Annotated in this window: 20 protein-coding genes; 13 read left to right on the top strand and 7 right to left on the bottom strand. The window is 70.1% G+C overall.

Going from position 1 to position 18,857, the window contains the following annotated elements:
• Positions 1–25 precede the first annotated feature (25 nt).
• Together ACWIHT_RS40135 and ACWIHT_RS40130 are read right to left on the bottom strand one after the other, a co-directional pair.
• Positions 26–862 carry a zf-HC2 domain-containing protein gene (locus ACWIHT_RS40135; RefSeq protein WP_456173497.1) on the bottom strand — a complete coding sequence of 279 codons (837 nt, stop codon included), beginning with the start codon at positions 860–862 and terminating at the stop codon, positions 26–28.
• Entirely contained in the window at positions 859–1,410 is a 552-nt protein-coding gene (locus ACWIHT_RS40130) for an RNA polymerase sigma factor (RefSeq protein WP_456173495.1), read from the bottom strand. Before ACWIHT_RS40130 ends, ACWIHT_RS40135 begins: the two co-directional genes overlap by 4 nt.
• 124 nt (positions 1,411–1,534) lie before the next feature.
• On the opposite strand from ACWIHT_RS40130, the gene ACWIHT_RS40125 reads away from it, so the two are divergent.
• From ACWIHT_RS40125 to ACWIHT_RS40090, 8 genes are all read left to right on the top strand, one after another.
• Entirely contained in the window at positions 1,535–1,921 is a 387-nt protein-coding gene (locus tag ACWIHT_RS40125; protein ID WP_456173493.1) for a GntR family transcriptional regulator, read from the top strand.
• Entirely contained in the window at positions 1,918–2,799 is an 882-nt protein-coding gene (locus ACWIHT_RS40120) for an ABC transporter ATP-binding protein (RefSeq protein WP_456173491.1), read from the top strand. The genes ACWIHT_RS40125 and ACWIHT_RS40120 overlap by 4 nt, the downstream gene beginning before the upstream one ends.
• Before the next feature lie 136 nt (positions 2,800–2,935).
• A complete protein-coding gene (locus tag ACWIHT_RS40115) occupies positions 2,936–3,958 on the top strand; it encodes an ABC transporter permease (RefSeq protein WP_456173489.1) in 1,023 nt (340 codons plus the stop codon).
• Positions 3,955–4,797, top strand: coding sequence for a hypothetical protein (locus tag ACWIHT_RS40110; RefSeq protein ID WP_456173487.1), 843 nt, complete (start codon positions 3,955–3,957; stop codon positions 4,795–4,797). The genes ACWIHT_RS40115 and ACWIHT_RS40110 overlap by 4 nt, the downstream gene beginning before the upstream one ends.
• Positions 4,794–5,669, top strand: a complete 876-nt coding sequence (locus tag ACWIHT_RS40105) for a hypothetical protein (RefSeq protein ID WP_456173486.1) — start codon at positions 4,794–4,796, stop codon at positions 5,667–5,669. The genes ACWIHT_RS40110 and ACWIHT_RS40105 overlap by 4 nt, the downstream gene beginning before the upstream one ends.
• Positions 5,670–5,934: 265 nt before the next feature.
• Entirely contained in the window at positions 5,935–8,169 is a 2,235-nt protein-coding gene (locus tag ACWIHT_RS40100) for an RNA degradosome polyphosphate kinase (RefSeq protein ID WP_456173485.1), read from the top strand.
• Positions 8,150–9,262 carry a CHAD domain-containing protein gene (locus ACWIHT_RS40095; protein ID WP_456173483.1) on the top strand — a complete coding sequence of 371 codons (1,113 nt, stop codon included), beginning with the start codon at positions 8,150–8,152 and terminating at the stop codon, positions 9,260–9,262. The genes ACWIHT_RS40100 and ACWIHT_RS40095 overlap by 20 nt, the downstream gene beginning before the upstream one ends.
• Before the next feature lie 41 nt (positions 9,263–9,303).
• Positions 9,304–9,744 carry an NUDIX hydrolase gene (locus ACWIHT_RS40090; protein ID WP_456173481.1) on the top strand — a complete coding sequence of 147 codons (441 nt, stop codon included), beginning with the start codon at positions 9,304–9,306 and terminating at the stop codon, positions 9,742–9,744.
• Here ACWIHT_RS40090 and ACWIHT_RS40085 read toward each other — a convergent pair.
• Positions 9,741–10,346: a hypothetical protein gene (locus tag ACWIHT_RS40085; protein WP_456173479.1), complete on the bottom strand. Its 606-nt coding sequence runs from the start codon at positions 10,344–10,346 to the stop codon at positions 9,741–9,743. The two genes, ACWIHT_RS40090 and ACWIHT_RS40085, sit on opposite strands and share 4 nt — an antisense overlap.
• A gap of 421 nt (positions 10,347–10,767) precedes the next feature.
• Between ACWIHT_RS40085 and pstS the strand changes: the two genes are divergently transcribed.
• From pstS to pstB, 4 genes are all read left to right on the top strand, one after another.
• Positions 10,768–11,898 (top strand): phosphate ABC transporter substrate-binding protein PstS, encoded by a 1,131-nt coding sequence (pstS, locus tag ACWIHT_RS40080; protein WP_456173477.1) that lies wholly within the window; start codon positions 10,768–10,770, stop codon positions 11,896–11,898.
• Between the two features lie 108 nt (positions 11,899–12,006).
• The gene (pstC, locus tag ACWIHT_RS40075) at positions 12,007–13,014 is read left to right on the top strand and encodes a phosphate ABC transporter permease subunit PstC (protein ID WP_456173475.1); all 1,008 of its coding nucleotides are present in this window, start codon (positions 12,007–12,009) and stop codon (positions 13,012–13,014) included.
• Positions 13,011–14,072 carry a phosphate ABC transporter permease PstA gene (gene pstA / locus ACWIHT_RS40070; RefSeq protein ID WP_456173473.1) on the top strand — a complete coding sequence of 354 codons (1,062 nt, stop codon included), beginning with the start codon at positions 13,011–13,013 and terminating at the stop codon, positions 14,070–14,072. The genes pstC and pstA overlap by 4 nt, the downstream gene beginning before the upstream one ends.
• 46 nt (positions 14,073–14,118) lie before the next feature.
• On the top strand, positions 14,119–14,895 hold the full coding sequence (gene pstB / locus ACWIHT_RS40065; protein WP_200690547.1) for a phosphate ABC transporter ATP-binding protein PstB: 777 nt from the start codon (positions 14,119–14,121) through the stop codon (positions 14,893–14,895).
• Between the two features lie 265 nt (positions 14,896–15,160).
• Here pstB and ACWIHT_RS40060 read toward each other — a convergent pair whose 3' ends face one another.
• Positions 15,161–16,159 carry an anion permease gene (locus ACWIHT_RS40060; protein ID WP_456173472.1) on the bottom strand — a complete coding sequence of 333 codons (999 nt, stop codon included), beginning with the start codon at positions 16,157–16,159 and terminating at the stop codon, positions 15,161–15,163.
• Between the two features lie 7 nt (positions 16,160–16,166).
• Positions 16,167–16,787 carry a DUF47 domain-containing protein gene (locus tag ACWIHT_RS40055; RefSeq protein ID WP_026151758.1) on the bottom strand — a complete coding sequence of 207 codons (621 nt, stop codon included), beginning with the start codon at positions 16,785–16,787 and terminating at the stop codon, positions 16,167–16,169.
• 206 nt (positions 16,788–16,993) lie between these two features.
• On the opposite strand from ACWIHT_RS40055, the gene ACWIHT_RS40050 reads away from it, so the two are divergent.
• Positions 16,994–17,347, top strand: coding sequence for a metal-sensitive transcriptional regulator (locus ACWIHT_RS40050; RefSeq protein WP_456173593.1), 354 nt, complete (start codon positions 16,994–16,996; stop codon positions 17,345–17,347).
• A gap of 14 nt (positions 17,348–17,361) precedes the next feature.
• Here the strand turns inward: ACWIHT_RS40050 and ACWIHT_RS40045 are convergent, their stop codons facing one another.
• Together ACWIHT_RS40045 and ACWIHT_RS40040 are read right to left on the bottom strand one after the other, a co-directional pair.
• Positions 17,362–17,541: a hypothetical protein gene (locus ACWIHT_RS40045; protein ID WP_456173471.1), complete on the bottom strand. Its 180-nt coding sequence runs from the start codon at positions 17,539–17,541 to the stop codon at positions 17,362–17,364.
• 105 nt (positions 17,542–17,646) lie between these two features.
• Positions 17,647–18,492 carry a hypothetical protein gene (locus ACWIHT_RS40040; protein WP_456173470.1) on the bottom strand — a complete coding sequence of 282 codons (846 nt, stop codon included), beginning with the start codon at positions 18,490–18,492 and terminating at the stop codon, positions 17,647–17,649.
• Positions 18,493–18,857: the final 365 nt, after the last annotated feature.

Genomic DNA, 18,857 nt, shown 5'->3' with positions numbered 1-18,857 from the left:
GTCAGGGTTCGAGAGGTTCAGAGGTTCAGTCGAGGGGCCCGAAGGCGACGGGGCGCGCGTCGAAGCGGTCCCGCAGGAGGTAGAGGAGTCCGGCCGCCAGGGCGGCCACCGCTGCGGCCACCCCCTGTCCGGCCGGGGTGAAGGGGGCGAGCGTTCCGGAGTGCCGGTCGTGGGCGAACAGCAGGAACAGCACCCAGCCGCCGCCGACCAGGGACGGCGCGAGCACCGGGCCCAGGCGGGGGGTCAGGGCCAGGCCGGTCGCCGTGAGGGCGAGTGCGGGCAGCAGCCAGCCGAGGGCGGCCAGGCCGTATGCGGGCAGGGCCAGGGACGCCAGGAGGTTGAGGCCGAGGCCGGTGGCCAGGACGGCGACCGTGCGGATCATCAGGAGACGGAAGCCGTGCAGCGGGGCGACGACGGTCATCTCGTACGTCGGGTCGAACTGCGGCCCGTACGACAGCGCGACGCCCGCGAGCGGCAGCAGCGGGGCGAGGCCGAGGAAGAGGGTCGGGGACTGGGCGGTCTTCAGCGCGTTGGTGACCAGGACGGTCATCACCAGCAGCGCGGCCACCGCGCCGAGCCACGAGCGGCGCAGTACCGGTGTCGCCGCGAGCAGCCGTGCCGTGTGGTCGGCGACGCCGATCCGCACGAGCAGCGACTCCACCAACCCCCTTTTCGGGACGTCGAGTTCGGCGTCCAGCCGCTCCCAGCCGGCGTCCAGCGCGACGGGGTCGGTGACGGACGCCAACAGGTCCCGGCACTCGGCGCACTCGGCGAGGTGGGTGTCGGCGGACCAGAGCATGGGCGGTGCCAACTCGCCCCGCGCGTAGGCGCGTACGTCGTCTTCGGCCACATGCCAGGTCATGCCAGCTCCTCCCGCAGTTGCTTACGGGCCCGCATGGCCCGCGTCTTGACCGTCCCGGCCGGGATGCCCAGCAGGACGGCGGCCTCCCGGGTGGTCAGCCCGTCGATCACGGTGGCCTGGAGGACCGCCCGCAGCTCGGGCGAGAGCCGGACCAGGGCACCCGCGAGGTCCCCGTGCTCCACCCCCGCGAGCACGCGCTCCTCCGCCGACGCCTCGTCCCGGTGCCGCAGCCGCGCCAGCGCCTGCCGCATCCGGCCGCGCGCGCCGTCGCCGCGCAGCACGTCGATCAGCCGCCGCGACCCGATCCGCCACAGCCACCCGGCGGCGTCCGTCGAGGCACCGTCCTCGCGGTAGCGGGCACTGCCCCGCCACACCGCGAGAAACGTCTCCTGTACGACGTCGTCGACCATCCCGGCGTCGGCACACCGGCCGCGCAGCCGGGCGGTCAGCCACGGCGCGTACCGCCGGTACAGCTCCTCGAACGCGCGTCGGTCGCCGTCCGCCGCGATGGCCCGCAGCAGCTCCCCGTCGCTTCCCGTATCGCTCACATCTCCTCATCGCACGAGCCCCGCCGACCGGTTCACGGATCGGCATGCTGATCGGTCTTGACTTTCTGAACCATCTTCCACCACCCTTTCACTACTCAATTAGTGAAAGGGTGGTGGAACCCCAGTGGTCGAGTACCGCATCGACCGGCACAGCGGCGTGGCCACCTATGTCCAGATCGTCCAGCAGACCAAGCAGGCGCTCCACCTGGGAATGCTGGAGCCCGGCGACAAGCTGCCGACGGCCCGCGAGGTCGTCGAGGCCACCGCCATCAACCCGAACACCGTCCTCAAGGCCTACCGCGAACTGGAGCGCGAGGGACTGGTCGAGGCCCGCCGCGGCCTCGGCACCTTCGTCCGCAAGGGGCTGAGCACCACACCCGCCGACTCGCCGCTGCGGCTGGAGCTGGACGACTGGGCCGACCGGGCCCGGACCGCCGGCCTGGGCCGGGACGAGGTCGCCGCACTCTTCACCGCCGTACTCGAAAAGCACTTCCAAGGAGAACCTTCATGACAGGCACCGCCGCGATAGAGGCCGTCGCGCTCGGCAAGCGGTTCGGCCGGCGGGGCGGGTGGGCGCTGCGGGACTGCGCGTTCCGGCTGCCCGCCGGGCGCGTCTGCGCGATCGTCGGCCCCAACGGCGCCGGCAAGTCCACGCTCCTCGCGCTGACCGCCGGAGTGCTGGCCCCCACCGAGGGCGAGCTGTCCGTCCTCGGCGGACGTCCGGGCGCGGCCCGCGAACGGGTCTCCTACGTCGCTCAGGACAAGCCCCTCTATCCGCAGCTCACGGTCGCCGAGACGCTGCGGATGGGCGCCGACCTCAACACGGACCGCTGGGACGCCTCGGTCGCCGAGCGCATCGTCGCCGACGGCGACCTCAACCCGAAGTCGGGCATCCGGGCGCTCTCCGGCGGCCAGCGCACCCGCGTCGCGCTCGCCCTCGCGCTGGCCAAGCGGCCCGAACTGCTGCTCCTGGACGAGCCGATGGCCGACCTGGACCCGCTGGCCCGGCACCAGATGATGGGTCTGCTCATGGCGCAGGCCGCCGAGTCCGGCACCACGATCGTGATGTCCTCGCACGTGGTGGCCGAGCTGGAGGACTCCTGCGACCACCTGCTGCTGATCGGCGACGGCAAGGTCCGTGTCGCGGGCGAGATCGACGAACTGCTGGCCGCGCACCGGCGGGTGTCCGCGCCCGCCGACACCGTGCTCGACGCGCACACGGTCGTCGAGTCGCGCACCACCGGCCGCCAACTCACGGCCCTGATACGCCCGTTGGCCCCGCTCGCCGCCGACTGGCAGACCGGCACGCCCACGCTGGAGGAGCTGGTCCTCTCCTACCTCCGCAACCCCGAGGCCCCCGTCACCAAGACCCCGGAGCCCGTCGCGTGACCCTCCCCTCCCCGTTCCCGGCCCCGCACTCTCTGAACGGTGGGGTCTTTTCTAACCACTCATCGACCATTACGACGGTTAGATTCACCCCCACGCCCCAGCAGGCAACCACCCCCGACAGCCCGGAGACCGCCGCATGACCGCCCTCGCCACACCGCCGGCGCTCACCGCGCGCCCGGCCCGGTCACCGCGTCTGCTGCGCTGGCTGGTCCGACTGCACCGGCCGGCCCTGCTCTCCTGGATCGCCTTCGTGCTCGTCGTCGGCGGCCTGCTGCTGTGGCTCGGCGGCCCGCTCACCGACGCCTCGGCCGAGGCCTGGAAGCAGTACCGCGCCTGCGGGACGGACAGCTGCGTGTACGACGCGGACGCGATCGGCCGCTACAAGGACTGGTACACGTACACGACCATCGCCGTCGTAGCCGCCCCGTTCCTGGTCGCCGCCTGGTCCGGTGCCGCGCTGGTCAGCCGTGAACTGGAAAGCGGCACCGCGCAGTTGGCGTGGACGCAGGCGGTCTCCCCGGCCCGCTGGCTGACCGCGAAGCTCGCCGTCCCGGCTGTACTGGTCACCGTCGGCTCCGGGCTGCTGGCGGGACTGCACCACTGGGCCTGGTCCAACAGCCAGGGCCGCATCGACACAGCCAAGAACTGGTACGACCTCGGCACCTACGCAGCCAACGGCACCGCCACCACCGCGATGGCCCTGGCCGGGCTGGCGAGCGGCGTCCTCTGGGGGCTGTACAAGCACAACTCCCTCGGCGCGCTGGTCGGTTCACTGGCGAGCACCGGCTTCCTGTGGAGCGTCGTCGCCATCGCGACACCCCACCTGTGGCCCTCGGTCACCACGGTCAGCGGCCTCACCCACAGCGTCCCGGCCGGCTCCGGCATCGTCGTCGACCAGGGCCTGGTCACCTCCACCGGCAAGCACCTCTCCGGCCACCTGTGCGGCAGCACCACCTACGGCCCCTGCGAGACCGCCTACGCCCAACTCGACGCGGTCGGCTACTACAACGACCACCACCCCCAATCCCACTACTGGCCGCTCCAGTTGACCGCGACCGCGCTCATCCTCGCCGTCACCGCCGCCCTCACCGTGGCCGCCTTCCGCCTCCTCAAGCACCGGACCGGTTCCGCGCCCGCACCCACGGCAGCCGCCGTATGACCGCCCAGGCCGTCGCCCCCGCCGACCGGCCGCGACCGGCCCGCGCCTCGCGCGCCGTCCTGCGGCTGCACCGGCCCGCCCTCGTCCTGTGGGGAGTCTTCGTCGCCGTGGTCTCGGCGGTGCTCCTGTGGGCGTACGGCCCGGGAGGGAACGCGGCCGGTGCCGCGTGGCGGCGGAAGTGCACCGTCGACCTCTGCGACTCGGACTACTCGATCGACGGCTACCACCTCGCCTACCGGTTCAGCGAGACCGCGATCGGCTTCCTGCCGGTCCTCGTCGCCCTCTGGGCGGGCGGCCTGCTGATCGGCCGCGAACTGGAGAACGGCACCGCGGAACTCGCCTGGACCCAGGCGGTCAGCCCGGCCCGCTGGCTCGCCGCCAAACTAGCCGTCCCGGCCGCACTGCTCACCGCGGGCACCACCCTGCTCGTCCTGCTGCACCGCCTGCTGTACGACGCGCACCAGGTACCGAAAGGCTGGAACTGGTCCGACAACGGCACCTTCGAGGCCAACGGTCCGATCGCCGTCGCGTTCCCGCTGCTCGGCCTCGCCCTCGGCGCCCTCGGAGGTCTGGCCGTACGCCGCTCCGTGCCCGGCCTCGCCGTCGCCGCCGTAGCGACCGTGCTCACGCGAAGCCTCGTCCTCTGGGCGAGCCCCCACCTCTGGCCGTGGAAGTCCACCGTCACCGGCGGCCACCACCGGCGCTACCACCCCTCCTCCCAGTTCTGGCCCCTCCAGCTCACCGAGACCGCCCTGATCCTCACCCTCGCCGCCCTGGCCACCACCGCCGCCTTCACGCTGCTCGGCCGCCGTACGAACACCAAGGGAGCCCCCGTATGACCACCCTCGCCGTGGACCCGACGGTCCACCCGAGACCGGCCCGCATGTGGCGGGCCGTGCTGCGCCTGCACCGGGCCGCCCTGACCGGGTGGGCCGTACTCGTCACCGCCGTGTCCGGTGGGCTGCTGTGGGCCTACGGCCCCGGCGGGAACGCGACCTACACCGTCGCCGAGGTGCTGATCGGCTGGGTCCCCTATCTCGCCGCCGTCTGGGCGGGCACCTTCGTCGCCCGCGAACTGGAGCGCGGCACCGTACGCCTCGCCTGGACCCAGGGCGTCTCCCCGACCCGCTGGCTGGCCACCAGCCTCGCCGTGCCCGCCGCGCTGCTCACCGCCGGCACCACCGTGCTGGTCCTGCTGCACCGGCTGGTGTTCGACGCCCACCACATACCGGAGGGCTGGAACCGGTGGAACGACGAGACCTTCACCGCCAACGGCACCATCGCGATCACCTACCCCCTCCTCGGCCTCGCCGTCGGCGCCCTCGCGGGCTTCCTCCAGCGCCACGCCCTGACCGCGGCCGGCCTCGCGATCGCCTCCATGGGCCTCGCCGTCACCACCCTCGGCTTCGCCCGCCCGTACCTGTGGCCGACGGTGACCCGCGTCAGCGGCGTGCCCACCGGCTACGACGCTCCACCGGACGTCCTCCACGTCGACCAGGGCGCCGTCACCGCCACAGGCATCCATGTCACCGACACCTGCTTCGCGGAAACCAAGTGCCTCAAGGGCGTCGACATCACCGGCTACTACGTCGACTACCACCCCGCCGCCCACTTCTGGCCCCTCCAGCTCGTGGAGACCGGCATCGTCCTGGCCCTCACCGCCCTGGTCCTCGCCGTCGCCTTCACCCTGCTGCGCCGCCGCACCGCCTGACCGGAACCCGCCTCACGGTGGCTCCCAGGCATCCGTTACGTTCGTTCGGGTGGCGTAGACGTCCGGGAGCCGCCCTGCGATATCCCGCACGCCATGTCGCCGTAACCATTGGTTCAGACGGGCTTGCGACGCTCGGCGAATGAAGCCCGTCGTGCCAGAGCCTTCGCCGCCTCCCGAGGTGAACGGGAGCAACGGCGCCGTCCTCCCGCTCCTTCCGGCGCTCTCCGACGCGCCCGTATCGCCGGTGGCGCGGAACAATGGGCACATGAGCAGCCAGCCCAACGCCCAGGCACAGGTCCAGCACGCGCAGCCCTCCGTGGGCTCCATAGCCGCCCACCGCCCGCACACCGTGTCGGCGGCGGTCTCCGATCTGGAACCCGACATCGACGCCGACCTCGACGAGTACGAGGAGTCGCCGTACGACGGGCCCCAGCTTCCGCAGGGCCGCTTCCTGGACCGGGAGCGCAGCTGGCTGGCGTTCAACGAGAGAGTCCTGGAGCTCGCCGAGGACCCCAACACCCCGCTCCTGGAACGGGCGAACTTCCTCGCGATCTTCGCCAGCAACCTGGACGAGTTCTTCATGGTCCGGGTGGCCGGCCTCAAGCGCCGTATCGCCACCGGGGTCGCCACCCGCTCCGCGTCCGGCCTCCAGCCGCGCGAGGTGCTGGAGATGATCTGGGCCCGCTCGCGCGAACTGATGGCCCGGCACGCCGCCTGCTACCACGAGGACGTCGCCCCCGCGCTCGCGGAGGAGGGCATCCACCTGGTCCGCTGGAACGAGCTGACCGAGAAGGAGCAGGCGCGCCTCTTCACCCTGTTCCGGCACCAGATCTTCCCCGTGCTGACCCCGCTGGCCGTCGACCCCGCGCACCCCTTCCCGTACATCTCGGGCCTCTCGCTGAACCTCGCGGTCGTCGTCCGCAACCCCGTCACCGGGCACCGCCACTTCGCGCGCGTCAAGGTGCCGCCGCTGCTCTCCCGCTTCCTGGAGTCCTCGCCGGGCCGGTACGTCCCCCTGGAGGACGTCATCGCCGCCCACCTGGAGGAACTCTTCCCGGGCATGGAGATCCTGGAGCACCACGCGTTCCGGCTCACCCGCAACGAGGACCTCGAAGTCGAGGAGGACGACGCCGAGAACCTGCTCCAGGCCCTGGAGAAGGAACTCATGCGGCGCCGCTTCGGGCCGCCGGTGCGCCTGGAGGTCGAGGAGTCCATCGACCGCGAGGTGCTCGACCTGCTGGTGCGCGAGCTGAAGATCAGCGAGGCCGAGGTCTACCCGCTGCCGGGCCCGCTCGACCTCACCGGCCTGTTCCGCATCGGCGGCCTGGACCGGCCCGAGCTGAAGTACGCCAAGTTCATCGCGGGCACCCAGCGCGACCTCGCCGAGGTCGAGACCGCGTCCGCGCCCGACATCTTCGCCGCCCTGCGCAACCGGGACGTACTGCTGCACCACCCGTACGACTCGTTCTCCACGTCCGTGCAGCGGTTCCTGGAGCAGGCGGCCAACGACGACGACGTCCTCGCCATCAAGCAGACCCTGTACCGCACCTCCGGCGACTCCCCGATCGTCGACGCGCTCATAGAGGCCGCCGAGGCCGGCAAGCAGGTCCTCGTCCTGGTCGAGATCAAGGCCCGCTTCGACGAGCACGCCAACATCAAGTGGGCGCGCAAGCTGGAGGAGGCCGGCTGCCATGTCGTCTACGGCCTGGTCGGACTCAAGACCCACTGCAAGCTGTCGCTCGTGGTCCGCCAGGAAGGCGACACGCTGCGCCGCTACAGCCACGTCGGCACCGGCAACTACCACCCCAAGACGGCCCGCCTCTACGAGGACCTCGGCCTGCTGACCGCGGACCCCCAGGTCGGCGCCGACCTCTCGGACCTCTTCAACCGGCTCTCCGGCTACTCGCGCCGCGAGACCTACCGCCGCCTGCTGGTCGCCCCCAAGTCCCTGCGCGACGGCCTGATCGCCCGGATCAACAAGGAGGTCCAGCACCACCGTGCCGGACGCCCCGCGTTCATCCGCATCAAGGTCAACTCGATGGTGGACGAGGCGATCATCGACTCGCTCTACCGCGCGTCCCAGGCGGGCGTCCCGGTCGACGTGTGGGTGCGCGGCATCTGCGCGGTGCGGCCCGGCGTCCCCGGCCTGTCCGAGAACATCCGCGTACGGTCCATCCTCGGCCGCTTCCTCGAACACTCCCGCGTCTTCGTCTTCGGCAACGGCGGCGAACCCGAGGTGTGGATCGGCAGCGCCGACATGATGCACCGCAACCTCGACCGACGGATCGAGGCCCTCGTCAGGGTCACCGATCCGGCCCACCGCGCCACGATCAGCCGGCTCCTGGAGACCGGCATGTCGGACACCACCTCCTCCTGGCACCTGGGCCCGGACGGCGAGTGGACCCGGCACGCGACCGACGCGGAAGGCCAACCCCTGCGCAACGTCCAGGAGATGCTCATAGACGCCCGGAGGCGCCGGCGTGGCACAGCAACACCTTGACCCGACGGATCCCACGGCCCGTGCCGTGACAGGTGACGCCCTCGCGGGCTACCTGCGCGGCCAGGCCACGGAGTTCCTCCGCGCACTGCGACTGCACCGGGAGACCGGCGGCGGGCAGAACGGCACGGAGGAGTCCGTCGACGCGGCGCGCGCCCTGCGCCACTCGGCCCGCCGGATCAGCGGCAGCCTGCACACCTTCCGGCCGCTCCTGGACGCCGACTGGTCCGAGGAGATGCGCCCCGAACTGGCGTGGCTGTCGGGCACGTTGGCGCTGGAGCACGCGTGCGCGGCCCGCCTTGAGCGGCTGTTGCTCGCCCTGCACCGGCTCTCGGGCTCGGCCGTGTTCCCCGCCCAGTCGGCGGCCTCCGCCGTGGGCGGCCGGCTCACCGGCGCCGGCCGGGGCGTCCCGGCACCCGCGAGCGGCCGGGGCATCGGAGCGACCGCACCGGCCACCGCCACCGCCGAACGCGGCAACCTCACCGTGGGCGCGGCCAAGGCGGGCGCCCTCCTGGAACGCCAGCTCACCCTCGCCCGGACCCGGGCCCACTCCACCGCCCTCCAGGCCCTCGGCTCCTCCCGCTTCCACGCGGTCGCCGACAAGGTCGCCGTACTGGCCAGCGAGGTCCCCCTGACCCCGGCCGCCGCCGGGGCCGACCTGCGCCCGCTGGCCGCCGCCGCCGGGGAGCGGCTGAACGACGCGGTCACCGCGCTGCCGCTGATCACCGCCGGGCACCCGTACAACGCGGAGGCCCTCATCCACGGCCTCTCCCCCGACCCGGCCCCGCACCCCCAGGACGGCCCCTGGCACCAGGTCCGGCTGCTGCTGCGGCTGCACCGCTACGCCGGTGAGGTCCTGCACGGGGACGGCCCGCCCCTGGACGTACGGCTGCTGACGGCCGGACAGGCCCTCAATCTGCACCGGGACGCCTCGGAGGCCGCCGCCGCGGCGGCGTCGGCGGCCCGGACCCCGCGGATCGCCCCGGCGACCGCGTACGCCCTCGGGGTGCTGCACGCCGACCAGCGGCACGAGGTGGAGGCGGCCCGCTTCGCCTTCCAGCAGTCGTGGCAGAAACGGGTGGCGGGCACCCCCTGACACCCCGCACCAACCCGCGCGGAGGAAACGGTGAACCTTCAGTGACTTCCTCGACGAACGACACCACCGTCCAGGCGGCTGGCTGCGCCCTGTGGCGGCACCGGTCCGCCGGAGATCTCGAACTGGCGCTGGTCCACCGGCCCAAGTGGGACGACTGGTCGTGGCCCAAGGGCAAGCTCAAGCGGGGCGAGACCTTCGAGGAGGCGGCCCACCGCGAGGTCCTGGAGGAGACCGGCCACACCTGCCGGCTGGGGACGCGGCTCCCCTCCGCCCGGTACGTCGACCACCACGGGCGGCCCAAGGAGGTCCGCTACTGGGCGGCGGAGGCCACCGGCGGGGCCTTCGAGCCCAACGACGAGGTCGACGCGCTCGTCTGGCTCAGGCCGGACGAGGCCCACCGGCGGCTCACCCACGAGCGGGACCGCGACCTGATCTCCCTGGTGCTCATGGCGGTCGGCACGGACGAGGACCCCCGTGACTAGGCCGTGCCCAGGTCGACGAGTTCTCCGCACTCCAGGAGCCGCGCGAGTGCCTGCGGCGCGCGCTTGAAATGGCAGTGGTCCCGCTGCGCGCGGCCGATCACCTCGTCCGGGTGTCCGAGCGCGCCCAGCACGTCCCAGTGCAGGCCCTGCGCCCAGACGTACCCCGGCTCCCCGTCGACGTCCATCTCCCGCTCGTCGAGCGGGGTGTCCGCGAGCGCGCAGGCGAGCCCGTAGCCGTCCACGGGGCCGGCGGCGAAGTCCAGGAACGCGGTGGGGTCCGCGTCCTCGGGTGTGCCGTCGGCGCCCTCGTCGTCCCGGTCCGGCCAGGAGTCGTAGCGGTAGGCACGGGCCCCGTCCCGCCAGACCTCCAGTTCCAGCCGGTCGCCGTCGTACTGGAAGGCGGCCAGCACCGGAACGCCCAGCGCGCCGGCGACCGGCCCGGCGACCGAGAAGACATCGTTGCCGTCGATGAACCGGTCCGGATGGACGAGGCAGAATCCCGGCCCGGCGGGCGCCGCGTAGGCCGCCGGGCAGACCTCGCGCAGGACGGGGGCCGCCCGGTCGAGCGGCACGGGAATCAACAGCGAGCCGTACGTGGACATGGCCGCACCTCCTGGGAACGACGTGAACCTACGTGCCCGCGCCACCGCGGGACCAGCGGATTACGCCCGCCGTGCCGCGGGTGCCGCGCCTCCCGCCTCGCGTTACGTTGCGAGGAGGCGGTCCGAGCGGGGCCGTCACCCGACCGAGGGACCGTCCGCTCGTGGGCGCCCAGTTGACGGCACTACGCCTGGCATAGTCCGGAATCGGGTCGTGTCCTCGACGTAAGCGTTCCGTGACCTAACCGCACCGCCCACAGGGGTTCACCCTCCGTTCACTTATGCCCATAGGCGCCTTCACCTGTTCTGCCTAATTTCGGCCTTACGCGATGCGAGCCGCGACCTGGGGGTCGCTACCGCGTCACCCACGTCTTCGCACGCCGCCGGAATTCAGGACGGCGGCTCTCGGAAGGAATTCTTTCAAGTGAAGCTTCAGCGCATGAACCGGCGGGCCCTCACCCTCGGTGCTCTCGCGGTCTCCGGCGCCCTGGCCCTCACGGCGTGCGGCTCGGACGACAACGGCGGCACGTCGAGCAGCAGCTCCTCGGCTACGAACAACGCGAGCTCGGCCATCTGCGGCGACGCCAAGAAGGGCCAGCAGCTGCTCGCCGACGGCTCGTCCGCGCAGAAGAACGCGATCGACGCGTGGGTCAAGGCGTTCAGCACGGCCTGTGGCGTCCAGATCAACTACAAGGGCGGCGGCTCCGGCGCCGGCGTCACCTCCTTCAACCAGGGTCAGCTGGCGTTCGCCGGTTCCGACTCCGCGCTGAAGCCCGAAGAGGTCACCGCCTCCAAGCAGGTCTGCTCCGGCGGCCAGGGCATCGACCTCCCGATGGTCGGCGGCCCGATCGCGCTCGGCTACAACGTCCCGGGTGTCGACAACCTGGTCCTGGACGCCCCGACGCTCGCCAAGATCTTCGACAGCAAGATCACCAAGTGGAACGACGCGGCGATCAAGAAGCTGAACCCGTCCGCCACGCTGCCCGACCTCAAGATCCAGGCGTTCCACCGCTCGGACGAGTCCGGCACCACGGACAACTTCACCAAGTACCTGATCGCCACCACCCCGGACAACTGGAAGTACTCCGGCGGTAAGGCCTGGCAGGCCAAGGGCGGCCAGTCGGCGTCCGGTTCCGCGGGTGTGGCCGCGGGCGTCAAGCAGACCTCCGGCGCCATCGGCTACTTCGAGCTGTCCTACGTCGCGGACGGCGTCAAGGCCGTCAGCATCAACACCGGTGCCGCCGCCCCCGTCGCGCCCAGCACCGACAGCGCCACCAAGGACATCGCCGCCGCCCAGGTCACGGGCACCGGCAACGACCTGACGCTGAAGCTGGACTACAACACCAAGGCCGAGGGCGCGTACCCGATCACCCTGGTGACGTACGAGATCGTCTGCGACAAGGGCAACAAGGCCGACACGCTGCCCGCCACGAAGGCGTTCCTCACCTACATCGCCAGCGAGGACGGCCAGAAGGTCCTCTCCACCATCAACTACGCGCCGATCCCCGACGCGATCATCACCAAGGTTCGCAGCACCATCGCGAGCATCAGCTAGTCCGAGTGTGCGGCCGGGTCCCGATCCAGGGGCCCGGCCGCACCGTCCGGTGCACCGCCGCCACGGACCGCACACCGCACGTGTGGACCCGCAGACCGGAGAATCCCGATGGATATATCGACAAAGAACCCCGAAGAAGCACCCCCTCCCACCCCCGAGCCCGCCGCCCCGGAGAAGTCCGCGGCCCGCGGCGCCACCCGACCCGGTGACCGGATCTTCCTCGGTCTCTCCCGCGGGTCGGGCATCCTGCTGCTGGTGATCATGGCCGCCATCGCGGTCTTCCTCACCTACCGCGCCTCCCTCGCGATCAGCAAGGACCACGCGAACTTCCTCACCACCTTCGAGTGGAACACCGGCCTGGTGCCGCCGAAGTTCGGCATCGCCGTCCTGGCGTTCGGCACGGTGGTGTCCTCGATCATCGCCATGGTCATCGCGGTCCCGATCGCGGTCGCCATCGCCCTGTTCACCACGCACTACGCCCCGCGCAAGCTCCGCGGCCCGGTCTCCTACGTGATCGACCTGCTGGCCGCCGTACCGTCCATCGTGTACGGCCTGTGGGGCGCCCTGATCCTCGTACCGCACATGATCGGCCTCTTCGGCTGGCTGAACGACTACTTCGGCTGGACCGGGATCTTCTCCTGGGAAGAGGGCGCGCCCCGCTCGATGCTCACCGTCGGCATCCTGCTCGCGGTCATGATCCTGCCGATCATCACGAACGTCAGCCGCGAGGTCTTCCGGCAGGCCCCGCAGATGATCGAGGAAGCGGCCCTCGCCCTCGGCGCCACCCGCTGGGAGGTCATCCGCATGGCGGTGATCCCCTTCGGCCGCTCCGGCGTGATCTCCGCCTCGATGCTCGGCCTCGGCCGCGCGCTCGGCGAGACGATGGCCGTCGCCACCGTGCTCTCCCCGGACTTCATCATCCACGCCAGCCTGCTCAACCCGGGCGGCGGAACCTTCGCCCAGAACATCGCCAGCAAGTTCAGCGAGGCGACACCGTTCGGCCGTGACGCACTGATCGCGTCCGGTCTCGTCCTGTTCGTCATCACCCTGCTGGTCAACGGCGCGGCCCGGCTCATCATCGCCCGCCGCGCGGAGTACTCGGGGGCCAACGCATGAGCAACACAGCCGTAGCCGACAAGCCCGTGAGCACCCTCCAGGGCGCGACACTCCCCAAGTGGTCGCCGTACGCGATCGCCGGCGGATCCATCGTGGTGGCCATCCTCATCGGACTGGTCGGCAGCCTGGACAGCAAGATCCAGTGGGGCCTGATCGCGGCGATCCTCTTCGTCGTCGGCACGTACGTCATCGCCGCGCGCGTCGAGGGTTCCCGCCAGGCCAAGGACCGCATCGCGACCAGCCTCGTCTGGGTCGCCTTCCTGCTCGCCGTCGTACCGCTCGTCTCCCTCCTCTGGACGACGATCGCGCGCGGTGTGAAGGTCCTCGACGTCTACTTCCTGACCCACTCGATGGGTGTGGTCGGCGACACCGAGCCCGGCGGCGGTATCTACCACGCCATCATCGGGAGCCTGGAGCAGGTCGGCCTCGCCACCGTGATCGGCGCCCCGATCGGTGTGCTCACCGCGATCTACCTCGTCGAGTACGGACACGGCAGGCTCTCGAAGGCGATCACGTTCTTCGTCGACGTCATGACGGGCATCCCGTCGATCGTCGCGGGTCTGTTCATCCTGTCCCTGATGCTCATGTGGGACATGGGGCCCTCCGGCTTCGCCGGTTCCTGCGCCCTGGCCATCCTGATGATGCCGGTCGTGGTCCGCTCCACCGAGGAGATGCTGAAGCTCGTCCCGAACGAGCTGCGTGAAGCGTCCCTCGCCCTCGGCATCCCGAAGTGGCGCACCATCCTGAAGGTGGTCCTCCCGACCGCCATCGGCGGCATCACCACCGGCATCATGCTGTCGGTGGCACGCATCGCCGGTGAGACCGCGCCCGTCCTGCTGCTGGTGTTCGGCAACCCGTTCATCAACAACGACCCGTTCTCCGGTGCTCAGGCGTCGCTGCCGCTGTACATCTACCAGCAGTTCGCGCAGAGCGCGGGTTCCGGTGCGGCCTACGACCGTGCCTGGGCCGCGTCCCTCACGCTGATCGCCTTCGTGATGATCCTCAACCTGGTGGCCCGCGGCATCGCCCGCTGGAAGGCCCCCAAGACCGGTCGCTGACGCGACCCCCTCAGCGACCGTTCTGAAGTCTGGAAGTGAAGCAGTCATGGCCAAGCGAATCGACGTAAGTGGGCTCACCGCCTACTACGGCTCCCACAAGGCAATCGAAGACATCTCGATGACGGTCGAGCCCCGCACGGTGACGGCCTTCATCGGCCCCTCCGGCTGCGGCAAGTCGACCTTCCTGCGCACGCTCAACCGCATGCACGAGGTCACGCCCGGCGGCCGGGTCGAGGGCAAGGTGCTCCTGGACGACGAGGACCTCTACGGCCACGCCATCGACCCGGTGTCCGTGCGCCGCGAGATCGGCATGGTCTTCCAGCGCCCGAACCCCTTCCCCACCATGTCGATCTTCGACAACGTGGCGGCGGGTCTGCGGCTCGCCGGCTCGTACAAGAAGAGCGAACTGAACGACGTCGTGGAGAAGTCGCTCAAGGGCGCGAACCTCTGGAACGAGGTCAAGGACCGCCTGAACAAGCCCGGTTCGGGTCTGTCGGGTGGCCAGCAGCAGCGTCTGTGCATCGCGCGGGCGATCGCGGTAGAGCCGAAGGTCCTGCTCATGGACGAGCCCTGCTCGGCCCTGGACCCCATCTCCACCCTCGCGATCGAGGACCTGATCGGTGAGCTGAAGGAACGCTTCACGATCGTCATCGTGACGCACAACATGCAGCAGGCGGCCCGCGTCTCGGACCGTACGGCCTTCTTCAACCTCGCGGCGGTCGGCCAGCCCGGCAAGCTCATCGAGATCGACGACACGGAGCGCATCTTCTCCAACCCGTCGGTCCAGGCCACGGAGGACTACATCTCGGGCCGCTTCGGCTAAACCGAGCCGCTCCTCTCCTGAAACCCCTCGCGGTGCTGCATGGCGGTGCCACCGCGAGGACGAAAAGGGCCCGCCCCTGGCTCCCGGGGGCGGGCCTTTTCGTTTCGTTCTTTGCCCACCCACCCACCCGTTTACGGTCGGTCAAGAGGTGAACGCTCAAGGGACCCGAGTCGCGTGATGACCCACTTCTCGACCCACCGAGTCGGGTGGTGGGTGGGATAGGCCCGGGGGTCCAGGGGGCGCAGCCCCCGGCATACAACGGCGCCTACAGGAACGCGAGGTTCACGATCCAGAACGAGCACGCCGCGACCACCGCCGCCGCCGGCATCGTGATGAACCACCCCATCACGATGTTCTTCGCGACACCCCACCGCACCGCGTTCACCCGCTTCGTCGCCCCCACACCCATGATCGCCGAGGTGATGACATGCGTCGTGGAAACCGGCGCCTTGAAGAGATAGGCGGTCGTGAACATGATCGCCGCCCCCGTCGTCTCGGCGGCAAAACCCTGCGGCGGATCCAGCTCGATGATCTTCCGCCCCAGCGTCCGCATGATCCGCCACCCACCCGCGTACGTCCCCAGCGACAGCATCAGCGCGCAGACGATCTTCACCCACACCGGGATCGGATCGCCGTAGGTCGAGTGGCCGGAGATCACCAGGGCCATCACCACGACACCCATGGTCTTCTGCGCGTCCTGGAGACCGTGGCCAAGAGCCATCCCCGCCGCGGACACCGTCTGCGCGATCCGGAACCCCCGCTTCGCCTTGTGCGGATTGGCCTTCCGGAAGATCCACATGATCGCGGTCATCACCAGATACCCGGCGACGAGCCCGACGACCGGCGACACGAACATCGGGATGATGACCTTGTCGACGACACCGTGCCAGATGACATCCGTACCGCCGGCCAGCGCGGCCCCCACCATCCCGCCGAACAACGCGTGCGAGGACGAGGACGGCAGCCCGAAGTACCAGGTGATCAGGTTCCAGGTGATCGCACCGATCAGCGCGGCGAAGAGGATCCCCATCCCCTTCGACCCCTCGGGCGTCTCGATCAGCCCCTCACTCACCGTCTTGGCGACCCCGGAACCGAGAAACGCACCCGCGAGATTCATGACCGCGGCCATCGCCAGCGCGGCACGCGGAGTCAGCGCCCGCGTCGAGACGGACGTAGCAATGGCGTTGGCGGAGTCGTGAAAACCGTTCGTGTACGTGAAAAAGAGCGCGACCAGAATGGTCACGACCAGAGCGAAGGTGTCCATGGAGAGGTCAGGACTCCTTGACGGCGATGGTCTCCACCGTGTTCGCCACGTGCTCGAACGCGTCCGCCGCCTCCTCCAGCACATCCACGATCTGCTTGAGTTTGAGCACCTCGATGGCCTCGTACTTGCCGTTGAAGAGCATGGCCAGCAGCTTGCGGTGGATCTGGTCGGCCTGGTTCTCCAGCCGGTTGACCTCGATCCAGTACTCGGTGAGGTTGTCCATCGTGCGCAGGTTCGGCATGGCCTCGGCAGTCAGCTCCGCCGCCCGCGCCAGAACCTCGATCTGCTGCTCGACGCCCTTGGGCAGTTCCTCCACGTTGTAGAGGACGACCAGGTCGACGGCCTCCTCCATGAAGTCCATGATGTCGTCGAGGCAGGAAGCGAGGTTGTAGATGTCCTCGCGGTCGAAGGGCGTGATGAAGGAGGAGTTCAACTGGTGGAAGATCGCGTGCGTGGCATCGTCACCGGCGTGTTCAGCGGCCCGCATGCGCTCTGCGATCTCGGCCCGGCCGGCGGTGTCCGCCCCGAGCAGTTCCATGAGGAGTTTCGAGCCCGTGACGATGTTGTCCGCGGACGCGGCGAACATGTCGTAGAAGCTCGTCTCCCTGGGGGTCAGACGAAAGCGCACAAGGGGTCCTCGGGATGCATCGGTTTCGGTCAGGCTGATGCTAAGTGCATCATCCGGCCACGGCTAATGGGCCGTCCCCCAGTGTCGCCCATCAGGCACAGTGATCCGCACGGGGGCGTACCACAGGCCCTATACCCAGCAAAGTTCGTTACGATATACCCACTAGGGGTATATGTCTGGAGGACGTGATGGACGCGACGGACGCGATGACGACCACCGAGGCCGACGCGGCGACGACGCCTTCCGGACCGGTGACCCACGGTTACCACAAACAGAAGGACGAACACCTCAAGCGCCTGCGCCGGATCGAGGGCCAGATCCGCGGCCTCCAGCGCATGGTCGACGAGGACGTCTACTGCATCGACATACTCACCCAGGTGTCCGCCTCCACGAAGGCCTTGCAGTCGTTCGCGCTGCAACTCCTGGAGGAACACCTGCGCCACTGCGTCGCCACTGCAGCCATTGAGAGCTCCGCTCTGGGCGCAGTCAAGGGCGGCACGGAGATCGACGCGAAGGTCGAAGAAGCGACGAAGGCCATCGCCCGACTGCTGCGCACCTAGTAAGTACCCAGTACCTAGGACCTGTTGGAGGCGTCCCGCTCCTCGGCCACCTTCAGCACCTCGTCGATGCTCTCCAGGCTGAGCCGGTCCTGGGCGGCCGAGGCCGCGATGATCAGGTCTCCGCACAGCTCGATCTCGGCGAGTGCCACGTGGTCCTGAACTGCCGTACCGCCGACCGGAGCCACGTGCGTCACCTCTTCTCTGCCGTCACCGACTTCCTAGAGTAGGGAGCGGTCTACACACCGCGCATGGCACGGACGGGCTAGTTCTCACAGGGACTCGTCACCGATCGGATCAGGTCACTTCTCGGCGATCTGCCCGGCGTAGATGTCCTTCGATGCCGGAAGCCGTACGTCCACGGAGGCCCCGAAGTCGTACAGCAGCGTCGTCGAGGCGACCGCCACGGTGCTGCGGCGCTGCCCGTTGACGAAGCTGAACCGCTGCCGGACCTTGCGGACGCGCCCCTGGTCGTCGAGGTAGACGTCGAAGGGCACCCGGGCGGTGGCGAACCCTTTCGCCGCCGACCTCAGAGCCGCCGCGTTCCCCGCCGAAGCGCTCCGCGCGGCGACGGAGAGATCGGCGACCCCCCGGTAGTGACGCACGAGGGCCCCGGCCACCTCCGTCTTCCCCAGATACGTCGCCGTAGTCGCCCCGCGCAGCACCTCGGCGGCGGCATACGGGTCGGTGGCCCCGCCGGTCACGAGGTTGCCGTCGGACAGCGTCCCGGTGTCGACCCGTACCCACTTGTCGGCGGGCACCCCGGCACCCCGGTTCTTCATGAACAGGGCGCCGGGCGCGAGGAGTTCGGTGATCGGCCGGTGCTCACTGGCCCCGGCCGGGTCCTGCGGCAACTGCACGGTGAGTCGGCCGAGTTGGCGGCGGAAGTCGTAGCCGCCCGCGCCGCGGATGGTCACGCGGGTGCCGCCGGTGGCCATCTCCATGGACGTACGGGCCTGTGAACTCCCCGCCGCGACAAGGGTGTCGGCCGCGCGCCGCACCACCGCGACCGCGTCCCCGCCACCACGCGCGTCCGCCGTGACCGCCCCGTCGCCACCACCGCATCCACCGGCCCCGGCACAGACCCCCATCACGAGCCCCGCCGCGACGACCACCCCACCGGCGCGCCTGCGCTGCCGCTCCTCCATCGCTGCCGTACCCCCGGTACGTCGTCACGGGCCCCCTGTCGCCCCGCCTAACGAGCGGGCAGGTGACCCCGTCACGCGGATCCGGGCCGGGTACAACGACTTCCGGCCGCCATACGAACCCTTTACTGAACCTCGGTAACGTTGTCGGAGTGGCGCAGCAGGACGGCCGAGAGGCTCCCCCCGTACATCCGGAACATCGCACGGCACTCGTCGAGCAGGGACCTTTCTGCTTCGGGCGGTGCGTATGCGGCTGGCGCGGTCCGGCGAGACGGGCGAGAAGCCAGGCCAGAACGGACGCCGCGGGGCACCTGTCTTTGCCGAACCCGTCTGTTCCGAACCCGTGACATGAGCGCGAGAACTTGTGG

The sequence above is a fragment of the Streptomyces sp. NPDC002276 genome, from assembly GCF_053891435.1.
Note: the sequence above shows the minus strand (reverse complement) of the source record. Positions and strands in the feature narration are given on the sequence as shown.